At 69.8% G+C, this 15,523-nt stretch carries 10 protein-coding genes; 6 read left to right on the plus strand and 4 right to left on the minus strand.

The genetic code is table 11. The annotated features are described in order from the left end of the window. Position 1: 1 nt before the first annotated feature. The 4 genes from nirB to P7644_RS07895 form a co-directional block, all read right to left on the minus strand. Entirely contained in the window at positions 2–2,452 is a 2,451-nt protein-coding gene (gene nirB / locus P7644_RS07880; protein ID WP_404302637.1) for a nitrite reductase large subunit NirB, read from the minus strand. Positions 2,453–2,717: 265 nt separating this feature from the next. Further along, positions 2,718–4,226, minus strand: a complete 1,509-nt coding sequence (locus P7644_RS07885) for an efflux transporter outer membrane subunit (protein ID WP_404302638.1) — start codon at positions 4,224–4,226, stop codon at positions 2,718–2,720. Beyond that, positions 4,223–7,390 (minus strand): efflux RND transporter permease subunit, encoded by a 3,168-nt coding sequence (locus P7644_RS07890; RefSeq protein ID WP_404302639.1) that lies wholly within the window; start codon positions 7,388–7,390, stop codon positions 4,223–4,225. The genes P7644_RS07885 and P7644_RS07890 overlap by 4 nt, the downstream gene beginning before the upstream one ends. Positions 7,391–7,408: 18 nt before the next feature. Beyond that, positions 7,409–8,731, minus strand: a complete 1,323-nt coding sequence (locus tag P7644_RS07895) for an efflux RND transporter periplasmic adaptor subunit (RefSeq protein ID WP_404302640.1) — start codon at positions 8,729–8,731, stop codon at positions 7,409–7,411. Positions 8,732–9,017: 286 nt separating this feature from the next. On the opposite strand from P7644_RS07895, the gene P7644_RS07900 reads away from it, so the two are divergent. The 6 genes from P7644_RS07900 to P7644_RS07925 all read left to right on the plus strand — a co-directional run bounded on the left by P7644_RS07900 (position 9,018) and on the right by P7644_RS07925 (position 15,479). Further along, complete coding sequence (locus tag P7644_RS07900) at positions 9,018–9,455, plus strand: CBS domain-containing protein (RefSeq protein ID WP_404302643.1); 438 nt, start codon at positions 9,018–9,020, stop codon at positions 9,453–9,455. Between the two features lie 151 nt (positions 9,456–9,606). After that, on the plus strand, positions 9,607–10,650 hold the full coding sequence (gene tsaD / locus P7644_RS07905; RefSeq protein ID WP_404302645.1) for a tRNA (adenosine(37)-N6)-threonylcarbamoyltransferase complex transferase subunit TsaD: 1,044 nt from the start codon (positions 9,607–9,609) through the stop codon (positions 10,648–10,650). 86 nt (positions 10,651–10,736) lie between these two features. Continuing rightward, positions 10,737–12,164 carry an efflux transporter outer membrane subunit gene (locus P7644_RS07910; protein ID WP_404302646.1) on the plus strand — a complete coding sequence of 476 codons (1,428 nt, stop codon included), beginning with the start codon at positions 10,737–10,739 and terminating at the stop codon, positions 12,162–12,164. After that, a complete protein-coding gene (locus tag P7644_RS07915; protein ID WP_404302648.1) occupies positions 12,161–13,519 on the plus strand; it encodes an efflux RND transporter periplasmic adaptor subunit in 1,359 nt (452 codons plus the stop codon). Before P7644_RS07910 ends, P7644_RS07915 begins: the two co-directional genes overlap by 4 nt. Then, the gene (locus P7644_RS07920) at positions 13,516–14,271 is read left to right on the plus strand and encodes an ABC transporter ATP-binding protein (protein ID WP_404302650.1); all 756 of its coding nucleotides are present in this window, start codon (positions 13,516–13,518) and stop codon (positions 14,269–14,271) included. Before P7644_RS07915 ends, P7644_RS07920 begins: the two co-directional genes overlap by 4 nt. Beyond that, positions 14,271–15,479, plus strand: coding sequence for an ABC transporter permease (locus tag P7644_RS07925; RefSeq protein ID WP_404303156.1), 1,209 nt, complete (start codon positions 14,271–14,273; stop codon positions 15,477–15,479). Before P7644_RS07920 ends, P7644_RS07925 begins: the two co-directional genes overlap by 1 nt. Positions 15,480–15,523 lie beyond the last annotated feature (44 nt).

A 15,523-nucleotide genomic window follows, 5' to 3' on the forward strand; every position in this document is an offset into this window, starting at 1 on the left:
CTCATGCCACGGCAATGGGGATGAACTGGCGTGCATCGACGCGTGCCTTCTCGCCCTCGAACCAGGGATCGGGCTCGCCCTCCAGCGCCGCCTGCAGCCGCGCCCACAGGGCCTTGCGGTTGGCGTGGTCTTCGAGCACCTTTTTCTTGGCGTGGTCCAGGCCCACGCGGGCGATGTAGTGCGCGGTGCGCTCCAGGTACCAGCCTTCTTCGCGGTACAGCTGCAGGAAGGCGCCGCTGACTTCCAGCACCTCCTCGGCGGTCTTCACCTTGGTGAAGAACTGCGCCACCTCGGTCTTGATGCCGCCGTTGCCGGCCACGTAGATTTCCCAGCCCGAGTCCACACCGATCACGCCCACGTCCTTGATGCCGCTTTCGGCGCAGTTGCGCGGGCAGCCGCTGACGGCGAGCTTGACCTTGTGCGGCGCGTACATGCGCCACAGCGCGCGCTCCAGGTCGCGGCCCATCCGGGTGCTGTCCTGCGTGCCAAAGCGGCACCATTCGCTGCCCACGCAGGTCTTCACGGTGCGCAGGCTCTTGCCGTAGGCGTGGCCGCAGGGCAGCCGCAAGTCGTTCCACACGCCCTGCAGGTCTTCCTTCTTCACGCCCAGCAGGTCGATGCGCTGGCCGCCCGTGACCTTGACGGCCGGGATCTGGTACTTGTCCACCACGTCGGCAATGCGGCGAAGTTCGTCGGCCGTGGTCTCGCCGGCCCACATGCGGGGCACCACGCTGTAGCTGCCGTCCTTCTGGATGTTGGCGTGGCTGCGCTCGTTGATGGCGCGGCTTTGCGGGTCGTCCAGCGCCTCCTTGGGCCAGGTGCTGAGAAGGTAGTAGTTGACGGCCGGGCGGCAGGTGGGGCAGCCGTTGGGCGTCTTCCATTCCATGAAGGCGAACACCTCCTCCTTGGACAGCAGCTTGTGGGTGCGGATCGCATCGCGCACCGCCTGGTGGCCGTGGTCGGTGCAGGCGCACACCGGCTTCGTTCTAGGCGTGGCGGAATAGTCGCCGCCCACCGTGGCCATGAGGATCTGCTCCACCAGGCCGGTACATGAGCCACAGCTGGCGCTGGCCTTGGTGTGCTTGCGCACCTCGTCCAGCGTGAACAGGCCTTTTTCCTTGACGGCCTTGCAGATCGTGCCCTTGGTCACGCCGTTGCAGCCGCAGACCTCGGCGTTGTCCGCCATGCTCGCGGCCTGGTTCTGGCCAGCATGGCCGCCTTCGCCGATGTTGCTTTCGCCAAACATCAGCTTGTCGCGCAGGTCGTTCACAGGGCGGCCGTCGCGCAGCAGCTTGAAGTACCAGCTCCCGTCCATCGTGTTGCCGTACAGGCAGGCGCCCACGAGCCTGTCGTCCTTGAGCACGAGCTTTTTGTACAGCCCGGCGCCGGGGTCGCTCATGACGATTTCCTCGGTGCCTTCGCCGCCCATGAAGTCGCCCGCAGAGAACAGGTCGATGCCCGTGACCTTGAGCTTGGTGGAGGTGAGCGAGCCCTGGTAGCGCCCGATGCCGAACTCGGCCAGGTGGTTCGCCAGCACCTTGCCCTGCTCGAACAGCGGCGCCACCAGGCCATAGGCCACGCCGCGGTGCTCGGCACACTCGCCCACGGCGTAGATGCGCGCGTCGGTGGTGGTCTGCAGGGTGTCGTTGACGACGATGCCCCGGTTCACATGCAGGCGCATGTTCTGCGCCAGCGCCACGTTGGGGCGGATGCCCACGGCCATGACCACCAGGTCGGCGCTCACCTCGGTGCCGTCCTTGAACTTCACGGCGCGCACACGGCCCGCGTCGTTGCCCAGCAGCGCCGAGGTCTGCGCCTGCATGAGGAACTGCATGCCACGCTCCTGCAGCGACTTCTGCAGCATCTTTCCGGCCACATCGTCGAGCTGGCGCTCCATCAGCCATTCGCTGGCATGCACCACGGCCACCTGCATGCCGCGCCTGCATAAACCGTTGGCCGCCTCCAGGCCCAACAGGCCGCCGCCGATGACCACCGCGTGCTGGTACTGGGCGGCAGCGTCGATCATGGCCTGCGTGTCGGCAATGTCGCGGTAGGCCAGCACGCCTTGCAGCTCCTTGCCCGGAATGGGCAGCATGAAGGGCCTGGAGCCCGTGGCCATGATGAGCCGGTCATAGGCCGCGCTCACCGTCTCGCCCGCCGCATTGGTGGCGTGCACCATGCGCCGTGTGCGGTCCACCTGCGTCACCGTGTAGCCGGCGTGGAGCTGGATGTGCTTGTCCTGGTACCAGGACCAGTCGTTGAGCACGATCTGTTCCAAGGTCTGCTCGCCCGCCAGCACCGGCGAGAGCAGGATGCGGTTGTAGTTGGGGTGCGGCTCGGAGCCGAACACCGTGATGTCGTACAGGTCGGGCGCGATCTTCAGCAGCTCTTCGAGCGTGCGCACCCCCGCCATGCCATTGCCCACCATCACCAGCCTGAGTTGCTTCACCATCGTCTCCCAGGGGCCATGCCCCGCAGCGATTACACCAAGAAGGGCGCCTGTGCGCCGCGGACCACAGTGGCCGCGAGTGGATCAATGCAATAGGCATGCCAGCCTGTGCGCTGGCTGGGATTGATGATCAAAATGGCCTGTAGCGCTTATGTATAAAGCGCGAACAGCTATTTATTCAGTAGTTTTTTGTGGTGCTGGCTAGCCTGCCGGTGCACGCTGGTGCGCGCCGCGCCCCGCCGTGGTGCGGCAGCCTGCCGCGCCTGGGTCAGGAGTTGTCCGGGGCCGCGTCCGCGTCCGCCCATTGCCCGCCCAGCGCCTTGTAGAGCGTGATGCGGTTGAGCTGCTCGGCCAGCTGCAGCGCGATCTCGGCCTGCTGCGCGGCATACAGCGAGCGCTGCGCGTCCAGCACCGCGAGGTAGTTGTCGGCGCCCAGGCGAAAGCGCGCATCGGACAGTTCCAGCGTGCGCCGGCTGGCCTGAACCAGGGAGCGCTGGGCGGCGAGACGCTCGTCCAGCGTGGCGCGCTCGGCCAGGGCGTCGGCGACCTCGCGGAAGGCCGTCTGTATGGCCTTCTCGTACTGGGCCACGGCCTGATCGCGCGTGACCTCGGCCACGCGCAGGTTCGCCTGGTTGCGCCCGGCGTCGAAGATCGGCAGGCGCAGCTGGGGCGCGAAGGTCCAGGTGCCGTTGCCGCCGTCGAACAGGCCCGACAGCGCATTGCTGGCCGTGCCCACCGAGGCGGTGAGCGTGATCGCGGGAAAGAAGGCCGCGCGCGCCGCGCCGATGCTGGCGTAGCTGCCGCGCAGCAGATGCTCGGCGGCGCGCAGGTCGGGGCGGCGCAGCAGGGTGGTGGAGGGCAGGTCCGTGGGGACGGCCAGCAGCACCGTGGCGGGCGCGGTTGCTGCGGCCGGCTCCGGGTCTGCGGTGCCGGGCATGCCGCCCGCCACGCTGGCGGGCAGCAGAGCGTAGTCCACGCTCGCGCCCACCAACAGCGCCAGCGCATTGCGGTCGCGCACGACCTGCGATGTGAAGGCGGCCACGTCCACGCGCGCGGTGTCGGCGCTGGATTGGGCCTGGGCCAGTGCCAGGGCCGAGGTGGCGCCCAGCTCGTGGCTGCGGCGCGTGAGATCGAGCGCCTGCTGGCGCGTGCGCAGGGTCTCGCGCGCCAGCGCGAGGCGCCGCGCGTCGGCGTCCAGCAGGAGCCAGGCGTTCATGACCTCAGCTACCAGGCTCAGCTGCACGCTGCGGCGGTTCTCGGCCACGCGCAGGAATTCCTGCAGCGCGGCATCGTTCAGGTTGCGCACGCGGCCGAAGAAGTCGATCTCGTAGCTGCTGAAACCCAGCGTGGCCCCGTACTGGCCGGCGGTACTCGGGCGCCCGGGCGTGGTCAGGTCGTCGGCCGTGCGGCTGCGGCTGCCGGTGCCGGCGGCGTTGATGCCGGGAAAGCGGTCGGCCTGCGCCACCCCGTACTGGGCGCGGGCCTTGTCGATGGCCAGCACGGCCACGCGCAGGTCGCGGTTGTTCTCCAGGGCCATGCCGACGAGCGTGCGCAGGCGCTGCTCCTGCACGAAGTCCTGCCACTGCATGGGGCCGGAATCGGACAGCGGCACGGCGTTCGTGCCGCCGGCGCCCTGGGCCAGCGGCGGCGCGACGGTCTCGGGCACGGGCAGCTGCGGTGCCTGGTAGCGTGGCGCGAGGTTGCAGCCGGCGAGCAGGGCGCAGGCCAGCGCGGCGTGCAGGGCCAGGGGCTTGAACAATGGGCTTGGACGCGTCATGTGGCGCTCTCAGGGCGGGTTGGGGCCGGCTGGGCCGCGTCCTCGTGGCGCGAGCGGCTCTTGAACCAGCTGCGGATCAGCAGAAAGAACACCGGCACCATGAAGATGCCGAGCACGGTGGAGGCCACGGTGCCGCCCAGCACGGCGGTGCCGATGGCGTTGCGCCCGCCCGCGCCCGCACCGGTGCCCAGGGCCAGCGGCGTGACGCCGAAGCCGAAGGCCAGCGAGGTCATGAGGATGGGGCGCAGGCGCATGCGCACGGCCTCCAGCGTGGCGTCCAGCAGCTTGCGGCCCTGCTCCTGCAGCTGCACGGCGAATTCCACGATCAGGATGGCGTTCTTGGACGCCAGGCCCACGGTGGTGATCAGGCCCACCTGGAAGTACACGTCATTGGCCAGGCCGCGCGACCAGGTGGCCAGCAGCGCGCCCAGCACGCCCAGCGGCACGGCCAGCATCACCGACACGGGCACGGTCCAGCTCTCGTACAGCGCCGCCAGGCACAGGAACACGAACAGGATGGAGATGGCGTACAAGAGCGGCGCCTGCGCGCCCGACTGGCGCTCCTGCAGCGAGGCGCCGGTCCATTCGTAGGCGATGCCGGGCGGCAGGCCCTTCAGGATGTCCTCCACGATCTGCATCGCCACGCCCGAGCTCACGCCCGGCGCGGCGCTGCCCACCAGCTCGTAGGCGGGCGCACCGTTGTAGCGCATGAGCTGGGGCGAGCCATAGGCCCAGTAGGCGCGCGAGAAGGCGCCGAAGGGCACCATCTCGCCGTTCTTGTTGCGCACCGTCCACTTGCCCACGTCCTGCGGCAGCATGCGGTGCGGCGCGTCGCCCTGGATGTAGACGCGCTTGACGCGGCCGTTGTGCAGGAAGTCGTTCACATAGGTGCCGCCTATGCTGCTGGAGAGCACGCCGTTGATGGCGTCGTAGCTCAGGCCCAGCGCGGCGGCCTTGCGGTCGTCGATGTCCAGGCGCAGCTCGGTGGCGTCGTCCAGGTTGGTGGTGCGCAGGCTGGTGAGCTCGGGGCGCTTGCGCGCCTCGTCCAGGAACCGGTCCTTGGCGGCCAGCAGCGCCTGGTGCCCCAGGCCGTTGATGTCCTTGAGCATGAAGTTGAAGCCCGAGTTCGAGCCCAGACTGCGCACGGCCGGCGGTGGCGAGATGAAGATGCGCGCATCGCGGATCCGGCCCAGGTCCTTCGTCGCCTGGTGGGCGATCGCGGCGGCGGACTGGTCTGCCCGAGCGCGCTCGTCCCAGGGCTTCAAACGGATGAAGGCGCGCGCCGAGCTCTGGTCGCCGTTCAGGCCCGAGACCTGGTTGAAGCTGATGACCTCGGGGATGGTCTTGAAATACGCGTTCACCTGGTCGAGCACGCCCTGCAGGCGCATGTCGGTGGCGCCCGCGGGCAGGTTGATGTTGGCCAGGATGTAGCCCTGGTCCTCCTCCGGCAGGAAGGCGGTGGGCACGCGGCCGATGATCCACCACACGGCCAGGCAGATCGCGGCAAAGACCAGCAGCATGCGCTTGGTGCGCCGCAGCATCCAGGCCACGCGGTTCTGGTAGCGCGTGGCGCCGGCATCGAACTGGCGGTTGAACCAGACGAAGAAACGGTCGTTCAGGCCCAGCAGTCCGCCGCGGATGCGCGGCTGCTGCTCCAGGTGGGCGGGCGTCTTGAGGATGCTGGCGCACAGCGCAGGCGTGAGCGTGAGGGCCACGAACACCGACAGCGCCATGGCCGCCACGATGGTGATGGAGAACTGCCGGTAGATCACGCCCGTGGAGCCGCCGAAGAAGGCCATGGGCACAAACACCGCCGCCAGCGTGACGCCTATGCCCACCAGCGCGGGCGTGATCTCGCGCATCGAGCGGCGCGTGGCCTCCTTCGGCGGCAGGCCGGTCTCGTGCATCACGCGCTCCACGTTCTCCACCACCACGATGGCATCGTCCACCAGCAGGCCGATGGCCAGCACCAGCGCGAACATGGTCAGCGTGTTGATCGAGTAGCCCGCCGCCGCCAGCACGCCAAAGGTGCCCAGCAGCACCACCGGCACGGCAATGGCCGGGATCAGCGTGGCGCGCAGGTTCTGCAGGAAAACGAACATCACCAGCACCACCAGCGCCATGGCCTCGGCCAGCGTGACCACCACCTCCTTGATCGAGGCGCGCACGAAGGGCGTGGAGTCGGAGCTGACGAAGTAGTCGATCTGGTTGGGAAAGTAGGGCTTGAGCTCGGCCAGCTTGGCGGCCACGGCGTCGGATACGGCCATGGCGTTGGCGCCGTCGGCCAGCACGATGCCCATGCCGGCGCCGGGCCGGCCGTTGAGCTTGGCCTTGACCCCGAGGTTGTCGGCTCCCAGCTCCACGCGTGCCACGTCCTTCACGGTGACCACCGCGCCGTCGGTGGCGGTCTTGAGCACGATGGCCTCGAACTCGGGCACGGTCTGCAGCTTGGTGCGCGCGGTGATGGTGGCGTTGAGCTGCTGCTCGGCCACGGCGGGCAGGGCGCCGAGCTGGCCGGCCGAGACCTGCGCGTTCTGCGCGTTCAGCGCGCTGATCAGGTCCGACGGCATGAGCTGGTATTTCTCCATCTTCGCTGGGTCCATCCAGATGCGCATGGCGTAGAAGGTGCCGAACACGCGGATGTCGCCCACGCCGTCGATGCGCCCGATCACGTCCACCAGGTTGGAGTTCAGGTAGTCCCCCACGTCCACCGCCGTCATCTTGGGGTCGTCGGAGAAGAACGCGTAGGTGACCAGGTAGTCCGTGCCGCCCTTGTTGATGAACACGCCGCGGCTCTTCACGGCGTCGGGCAGGCGGTTCATGGCCGACTGCAGCTTGTTCTGCACCTGCACTTGGGCCACGTCGATATTGGTGCCCGGCGCGAAGGTGAGGGTGGTGGCCGAGCGGCCCGACGCATCCGACGTCGAGCCCATGTAGATCATGTTGTCTATGCCCTTGAGCTGCTGCTCGATGATCTGCGTGACCGAGTTTTCCACCGTCTCGGCCGAGGCGCCCGTGTACTGCGCCGAGATGGTCACGCGCGGCGGCGCGATGTCCGGGTACTGCTCCAGCGGCAGCGTGAAGATCGCCAGGCCGCCGGCCAGCATGATGATGATGGACAGCACCCACGCGAAGATGGGGCGGTTGATGAAGAACTGGGCCATGTGCGCCTGCCCCTGCGGTTATTTGGGGGCGCCGGCCCGGGGGGCGGCGATGTCCACGCTCTGGCCATTGGCGGGGGCGGGGCGCTTGCCGTCCTCGGGGGCGCTGGGCAGCTTGGCCCCGCCCTGGCCGGCGTTCAGATCCACCACCTGCGGGCTGACCTTGTCGCCGGGCTTGACGCGCTGAAAGCCGTCCACCACCAGGCGCTCGCCCGCCTTGAGGCCGCTGTCGACCAGCCAGCGGCTGCCCAGGGCGCGCGCCAGCTCCACCGGGCGTTTCTCGATCACGTCGTCGGAGTTCACGATGAGTACGTTGGCGCGGCCCGTGAGGTCGCGGCTCACGGCCTGCTGCGGGATCAGCAGCGCGTCGCTGGCCAGTCCCGTGGGCAGCAGCGCCTGCACGTACATGCCGGGCATGAGCACGCCGCCCGGGTTGGGCAGCACGGCGCGCAGGGTCACCGTGCCCGTGGTGTCGTTGACGATCATGCCGGCGAACTGCAGCCGGCCCTCGTGCGGGTAGTCGCTGCCATCGTCCAGGCGGATGCGCACGCGCGCCTGGTTGCCGTCCACCTTCTGGTAGCGGCCCGCCTCCCAGTCGCGCCTGAGCTGCAGCAGCTCGGTGCTCGATTGGGTGAAATCCACATACATCGGGTCCAGCTGCACGATGGTGGTGAGCGCGCTCGCCTGGTTGGCCGTCACCAGCGCGCCGGGTGTGACGCTGGACAGGCTGGTGCGCCCGGCGATGGGGGCCTCGATGCGGCTGTAGCGCAGGTTGATGCGCGCCGTCTCCAGGTTGGCGCGGGCCACGCCCACGTCGGCGCGCGACTGTGCGGCGGCCGCCTGGCTCTCGTCATGGGCCTGGCGGCTGATGGCGTCGATCTTCACCAGCTCGGCATTGCGCCGCGCCGTAGCCTCCAGCGTGCGCGCGCTGGCCTCGGCCTTGGCGAGCGCCGCCTCGGCGCTGGCCAGCGCGGCGCGCAGTGAGCGGTCGTCCAGCTGGTACAGCGCCTGGCCGCGCTGCACCATCGCCCCTTCGGTGAACAGGCGCTGCTGCAGGATGCCCGAGACCTGCGGGCGCACCTCGGCGCTCAGGTAGGCGCGCGTGCGCCCCGGCAGGGTGGTGTCAAGCTGCTGCTGCTGCGGCTGCAGCGTGATCACGCCGACCTGGGCTGGGCCCTGCGGGGCGGCAGGTTTGCCCGCCTTGTCACCACAGGCGGCCAGTCCCGCGATGAGCACCAGGGCCGCCAGGCGCAGCGCCCAGCCTTGGCGCTGGAGTGCGGGTACATCATGGGGCGGGGCGGGGCGGGTGTGGCGGGCAATGTGGTCGCAGGTCGCGGTTGTCATGGGAACTGGGCGCAGTTTCTGGCGGGTGGCGGTCATTGTCTTCGGGGCCAGGGGTTGCAGCGCAAGGCCTTTGGACGAATGTCACCGAAGGTAAATGCCGCACTTTCGCATATTGGCGGCCGATACGCCGTGACGGGGGCGCTTCTTCATCCTTCTTTACATGCCTGCAATACATGCCACGGCCTGACCAATGCGGGGTGGCCGTTGTCAAGGTTGCATTTTTCCCCTGGTTCGGCGGACACTGTGGGCCACGCGTTCGTTTCACTTCAAAGCCTGGGAGGCCGCTATGACAACTGTTGCAGAAATCATCAAATCCAAATCCGATGCACAGGTGTATTCCGTCACGCCGTCGGATACGGTGCTCAGTGCCCTGCGGCTCATGGCCGAAAAGCGCATAGGCGCGCTGCTGGTGATGGAGGGCGAGCAGATCGCCGGCATCTTCACCGAGCGTGACTACGCCCGCAAGGTGGTGTTGCTGGGCCGGGCATCGATCGACACGCCGGTGCGCGAGGTCATGACGCGAGCGGTGCGCTTCGTGCACCCCACGCACAGCGCCGAGCAGTGCATGGCGCTGATGACGGAAAACCGCCTGCGCCACCTGCCCGTGGTGGACAAGGAGCGCGTGGTGGGGCTGTTGTCCATCGGCGACCTGGTCAAGAGCGTGATCTCCGAGCAGAAGTTCATCATCACCGAGATGGAGCGCTACATCACCGGGGCGCGCTAGTCGCTACTGAATTTGCAGTGTTTTAGGGTTGCAGCCTTTGCTCGGTGAGCGTCGATAGCTATCATTTTTATATGCCTTGACTGGCAGCACCCGACCCGGCTGAAGCCGGGGCCGGGGTGTATACCATTGCCCACGCCCTACACTCGCGGCCATGAGTCTGCTGATCCTGGGCATTGAATCCTCTTGTGACGAAACCGGCGTGGCCCTGGTGCGCGCGGGCGATGGCGGCGGCGTGCCCACGCTGCTGGCGCATGCGCTGCACAGCCAGATCGAGATGCACCAGGCCTATGGCGGCGTGGTGCCCGAGCTGGCCAGCCGCGACCACATCCGCCGCGTGCTGCCGCTGACCGAGGCCATTTTGAAGGAATCGGGCGAGCGCCTGGACGCCGTGGACGTGGTGGCCTATACGCGCGGCCCCGGCCTGGCGGGCGCGCTGCTGGTGGGGGCGGGCGTGGCCTGTGCGCTGGGCGCGGCGCTGGACATACCCGTGCTGGGCGTGCACCACCTCGAGGGCCATCTGCTGTCGCCCTTCCTGAGCAGCGACCCGCCCGAGTTCCCCTTCATCGCGCTGCTGGTCTCGGGCGGCCACACGCAGCTCATGCGCGTGGACGGCGTGGGCCGCTACGCCATCCTGGGCGAGACCATCGACGACGCGGCCGGCGAGGCCTTCGACAAGTCCGCCAAGCTCATGGGCCTGGGCTATCCCGGCGGGCCGGCGTTGTCGCGCCTGGCCGAGCAGGGCGACCCCAAGGCCTTCAAGCTGCCGCGTCCGCTGCTGCACAGCGGCGACCTGGACTTTTCCTTTGCCGGGCTCAAGACCGCGGTGCTGACCCAGGCCAGGACGCTGGGCGACGAACTGCAGGCGCGCAAGGCCGACCTGGCCGCCAGCACCCAGGCCGCGATTGTCGAGGTGCTGGTGAAAAAAACCCTGGCGGCCTTGGACCAGACCGGCATGCGGCGCGTGGTGGTGGCCGGCGGCGTGGGCGCCAACCGGCTGCTGCGCGCGCAGCTCGATGCCGCCTGTGCCCAGCGCCAGCTGCGCGTGCACTATCCGGAGCTTGAGCTGTGCACCGACAACGGCGCCATGATCGCCATGGCCGCGGCCATGCGCCTGCAGGCCGGCCAGCAGCAGGCCAACCGCGACTATGCCTTCGACGTGAAGCCGCGCTGGCCGCTGGACGCCATCGTGGCCTGACCTGCAGCCTCGCGGCGCGCGGCTTCTTTACAAAAGTTCATCCGGCGCTGGCGGCCGTGATAAACGGGCCTGTGACAATCCCCGTCATGCCTGTTTTTCTGCCTTCTTCTCCCATGTGGCCAAGGACGCCGGCGTGGGCGCCCTTGCTGGCGGCCCTGGTGCTGGCCGGCTGCGCCACGCGCCTGCCGCCGGTGCCGGACAGCGGCGTTTCCGTGCCCGGCACCTGGGCCCGCCAGGCCGGGGCAGCGGTGCAGTCTTCCGGCAATCTCGCCCAGTGGTGGCAGCAGCTCGGTGACGCGCAGCTCACCGGCCTGATCGACCAGGCGCTGCAGGCCCACACCAGCATGCGCGGCGCCCGCGCCGCCGTGGCGCAGGCCCGCGCACTGCGCGATGTGCAGGCGGCGGGGCTGCTGCCGGCGCTGGACGCATCGGGATCGGCCCAGCGCAGCCGCAGCCATGGCAGCACGGGCAGCAGCTTCCAGCTGGGGCTGGATGCGAGCTGGGAGCCCGACCTGTTCGGCCGCACCGCGAGCGGTGTGCGCGCCAGTGATGCCGACCTGCTGGCCGCCGAGTCCGGCGTGGCGGCGGCCCAGGTGGCGCTGGCGGCCGAGGTGGCGGTGAACTACATCAACCTGCGCAGCCAGCAGCAGCGCCTCTCGATTGCCGAGCGCAACCTGGCGGCGCAGCGCGAGACGGCGCAGATCACCCGCTGGCGCGTGCAGGCGGGCCTGGCGAATTCCGTGGCCGAACAGCAGGCGCGCACCATCGTCGAGCAGACCGCGGCCCAACTGCCCACACTGCAGGCCGGCATGGCCCAGTCGCGCCATGCGCTGGCGGTGCTCACCGGCCAGCCGCCCGCGGCGCTGGACCAGGCCCTGGACGCCAGTGCGCCCGTGCCACAGCCGCCCGCGGATCTGGCGCTGGCCTTTCCTGCCGACACGCTGCGCCAGCGCCCGGACGTGTGCCAGGCCGAGCTGCGCGTGCGTGCCGCCTGGGAGCGCGTGGCCCAGGCCGAGGCGCAGCGCCTGCCCAGCCTGCGCCTGGGCGGCACGCTCGGCCTGCAAGCGCTGTCGCTGGGCGCGCTCACGGGCGGCGGCGCCTCGGTGGCCTCGCTGCTGGCCGGCGTGTCGCTGCCGGTGTTCGATGGCGGCGCGCTGCGCGCGCAGGTGCGCGTGCAGCAGGCGGCGCTGGAGCAGGCGCGCCTGGGCTACGAGGCCGCTGTGCTGGCCGCGCTCAAGGATGTGGAGGACGCGCTGGTGGCGCTGCAGGGCGAGCGCGCGCGGCTCGCGCGTCTGAGCGCAGCGGCCGAGGCGGCGGGCAATGCGGCCGAGCTGGCGCAGCACCAGTACACCAGCGGCCTGGTGGATTTTCAGACGGTGCTGGACACGCAGCGCACGCTGCTGGCGGCGCAGGACGGTGTCGCCGGCTCGACGGCCAGCGTGGCTACCGACCATGTGCGCCTGTACAAGGCGCTGGGCGGCGGCTGGCAGGTATCGCAAGGGCAGGAACCATGACAGAGCAAGAGAAAAACACCAACTCCAATGCACCGGCGCCGCAAGACCTGCAGGCCCTGCTGGGCGACGGCCTGGGCCGGCGCTGGTGGCAGAGCATCACCCTGTGGCTGGGCCTGCTGGCCGTGGCCGCCGCGGCCGGCGGCTGGTGGTACTGGCAGGCGGGCAAGCGCGCCCAGGCCGTGCCGCGCTATGTCACGCAAGAGGTGCAGCGTGGCCAGGTCAGGCTGACCGTGGCGGCCAATGGCACGCTGCAGCCCACGCGCTCGGTGAACATCGGCAGCGAGCTGTCGGGCACGGTGCGCCGCGTGCTGGTGGATGTGAACGATGTGGTGAAGAAGGGCCAGGTGCTGGTGGAGCTGGACACCACCAAGCTCGACGCGCAGGTGCTGCGTTCGCGCGCCGCCGTGGCCTCGGCCCAGGCGCGGCTGGCCCAGGCCGCGGCCACCGTCAAGGAGGCGCGCGCGAGCCTGGCGCGGCTCGAAGAGGTGGCGCGCCTGTCGGGCGGCAAGGTGCCGTCCGCCGCCGAGCTGGACGCGGGCCGCGCCAGCTACGACCGCGCCCAGGCCGACGAGGCCGCCGCGCGCGCCAGCGTGCAGGACGCCAGGGCCGCCCTGGCCACCGACGAGACCAACGTCACCAAGGCCTCGATCCGCTCGCCCATCGACGGCGTGGTGCTGTCGCGCGTGGTGGAGCCGGGCAACGCCGTGGCCGCGTCGCTGCAGGCCGTGACCCTGCTCACGCTGGCCGAAGACCTGTCCCGGCTGCGCCTGGAGGTCAGCGTGGATGAGGCCGACGTGGGCGCTGTGCGGCCGGGCCAGCAGGCCAGCTTCACCGTCAGCGCCTACCCCTCGCGGCCGTACCCGGCGCGCACCACGCGCGTGGCCTTCGGCTCCACCAAGACCGACAACGTGGTCACCTACATCACCTACCTGGAGGTGGACAACGCCGACCTGAGCCTGCGCCCCGGCATGACGGCCGCGGCCACCATCACCTCCACGCAGCGCGACGACGTGCTCACCGTGCCCAACACGGCGCTGCGCTTCACGCCTGCGGGCGCGGCCGGCGACGCCGCGGCGCAGGGGCCCGCGGCCAGTGGCGACAAGGCGGGCGGCGGCATCATGGGCCAGCTCATACCGCGCATGCCGCGCCAGGCGGGCCAGCGCCGCAGCGCCGGCGATGGCGGCAAGGGCGGCGCCGGGCAGCGCCAGATCTGGGTGCTGGAGGGCGGCGCCCCCAGGGCCATGCGCGTGAAGGTGGGCATCAGCGACGGGCGCGTGACCGAGGTCGAGGGCGACGCATTGCAGCCCGGCATGCAGGTCATCACCGACCAGCTGGCCGCAGGGACGCGCCCATGAGTGCCCAGGCCGATGCCCAGCCGCTGATCCGTCTGCGCGGCATCACCAAGGTCTATGGCGAGGGCGCGCTGGCCTTGCAAGCGCTCAAGGGCGTGGACCTGGATATCGCCGGCGGCGAGTTCCTGGCCATCATGGGGCCCAGCGGCTCGGGCAAGTCCACGGCCATGAACGTGATCGGTTGCCTGGACCGGCCCAGCGCGGGCAGCTACCTGTTTCGCGGCGTGCCGGTGCAGTCGCTGGCGCGCGACGACCGGGCGCGGCTGCGCCGGCGCTTCATGGGCTTCGTGTTCCAGGGCTTCAACCTGCTGGCGCGCACCTCGGCGCAGGAGAACGTGGAGCTGCCGCTGCTCTACCGCGGCGAGAGCGCGGCGGCGCGCCACGCGGCCGCCGCACGGGCGCTGGATGCGGTGGGCCTCAAGGGCTGGGAGCACCACACGCCCGCCGAGCTGTCGGGCGGACAGCAGCAGCGCGTGGCCATTGCGCGCGCCATGGTCAGCCAGCCCGCGGTGCTGCTGGCCGACGAGCCCACGGGCAACCTGGACACGCAGCGCAGCCGCGAGATCATGGAGCTGCTGTGGCGCCTGAACGTGGAGCAGGGCATCACCGTGCTCATGGTCACGCATGAGATGGACATGGCGCAGTACGCGCGGCGCATCGTGCGCTTCGTCGATGGCCGCATCGACAGCGACATGCGCAACCCGCACCCCTACGCGCTGGCGCACCAGGGGGCGAAGGAGGGCACGCTGCCATGATGCTGCTCAACTCCCTGCTGCTGGCGCTGCGTTCGATCCGGCGCAACCTGATGCGCTCGTTTCTGACCGTGCTGGGCATCGTCATCGGCGTGAGCGCGGTGATCACCATGGTCACGCTGGGCAACGGCGCCACGCTGGCCGTGCAGGCCCAGATCGCCAGCCTGGGCACGAATCTGCTGCAGGTGCGTCCGGGCCAGCGCATGGGGCCGGGCGGCGGCAGCGGCGCGCCCGCGTTCAAGGACGTGGACGCCGACGCCATCGCGCAGCAGATCGGCGGCATCCTGGCCGTGGCGCCCGAAGCGCGCACCGGCGCCACCGTGGTGGCCAATGGACGCAACTGGGCGACGAGCGTGCTGGGCAGCACCAATGCCTGGCTGCAGACGGGCGGTTGGACGCTGGCCAGCGGGCGTGAGTTCACCGGCGACGAACAGCGCGTGGGCGCCGCCGTGTGCCTGATCGGCCAGACCGTGCGGCGCGAACTGTTCGGCGCCAACGCCGACCCGCTGGGCGCGCGCGTGCGCGTGCGCCAGTTCTCGTGCGAGGTGGTGGGCGTGCTGGCCTCCAAGGGGCAGGGGGCGTTTGGCAACGACCAGGACGACCTGGTGCTGCTGCCTTTGACAACCCTGCAGCGCCGCGTGATCGGCAGCACGCGCGTGCCCACGCTGCTGGTGTCGATGCAGGACGGCAGCGACCCCGAGCGCGTGAAGGCCGGCCTGACCGAGCTGCTGCGCGAGCGGCGCAAGCTTTCGGACACCGACGACGACAACTTCAACGTGCTGGACACCAAGCAGCTGGCCGACACCTTCTCGGGCACCACGCGCGTCATGACCACGCTGCTGGGCGCCGTGGCCGCCGTGAGCCTGCTGGTGGGCGGCATAGGCATCATGAACATCATGCTGGTCAGCGTGACCGAGCGCACGCGCGAGATCGGCCTGCGCCTGGCCATAGGCGCGCTGGAGCGCGAGGTGCTGATGCAGTTCCTCATCGAGGCCGTGGTGCTGGCGGCGCTCGGCGGGCTCATCGGTATCGTGCTGGCCACGGGCGCGTCCATGCTGCTGGCCGGGGCCATGGGCATTCCCTACATCTTCCACCCGGGGGTGAACATCCTGGCGTTCGCGTTCTCGGCCGTGATTGGCGTGCTGTTCGGTTTCTTTCCCGCACGGCGTGCGGCGCGGCTTGACCCCATCGAGGCGCTGCGCCATGAGTGAGTTTGGGATCAAATCCGCCTCAAACCCTTGGTGGTAAGGCGTTA

The organism is Alicycliphilus denitrificans (assembly GCF_044792555.1).
Taxonomy (GTDB): domain Bacteria; phylum Pseudomonadota; class Gammaproteobacteria; order Burkholderiales; family Burkholderiaceae_C; genus Alicycliphilus; species Alicycliphilus denitrificans_A.

What these genes read in the sequence shown, in the direction of transcription:
- nirB (WP_404302637.1), bottom strand. Translation starts at nt 2,452, where the DNA reads ATGGTGAAGCAACTCAGGCTGGTGATGGTGGGCAATGGCATGGCGGGG.
- P7644_RS07885 (WP_404302638.1), bottom strand. Translation starts at nt 4,226, where the DNA reads ATGACGCGTCCAAGCCCATTGTTCAAGCCCCTGGCCCTGCACGCCGCG.
- P7644_RS07890 (WP_404302639.1), bottom strand. Translation starts at nt 7,390, where the DNA reads ATGGCCCAGTTCTTCATCAACCGCCCCATCTTCGCGTGGGTGCTGTCC.
- P7644_RS07895 (WP_404302640.1), bottom strand. Translation starts at nt 8,731, where the DNA reads ATGACAACCGCGACCTGCGACCACATTGCCCGCCACACCCGCCCCGCC.
- P7644_RS07900 (WP_404302643.1), top strand. Translation starts at nt 9,018, where the DNA reads ATGACAACTGTTGCAGAAATCATCAAATCCAAATCCGATGCACAGGTG.
- tsaD (WP_404302645.1), top strand. Translation starts at nt 9,607, where the DNA reads ATGAGTCTGCTGATCCTGGGCATTGAATCCTCTTGTGACGAAACCGGC.
- P7644_RS07910 (WP_404302646.1), top strand. Translation starts at nt 10,737, where the DNA reads ATGCCTGTTTTTCTGCCTTCTTCTCCCATGTGGCCAAGGACGCCGGCG.
- P7644_RS07915 (WP_404302648.1), top strand. Translation starts at nt 12,161, where the DNA reads ATGACAGAGCAAGAGAAAAACACCAACTCCAATGCACCGGCGCCGCAA.
- P7644_RS07920 (WP_404302650.1), top strand. Translation starts at nt 13,516, where the DNA reads ATGAGTGCCCAGGCCGATGCCCAGCCGCTGATCCGTCTGCGCGGCATC.
- P7644_RS07925 (WP_404303156.1), top strand. Translation starts at nt 14,271, where the DNA reads ATGCTGCTCAACTCCCTGCTGCTGGCGCTGCGTTCGATCCGGCGCAAC.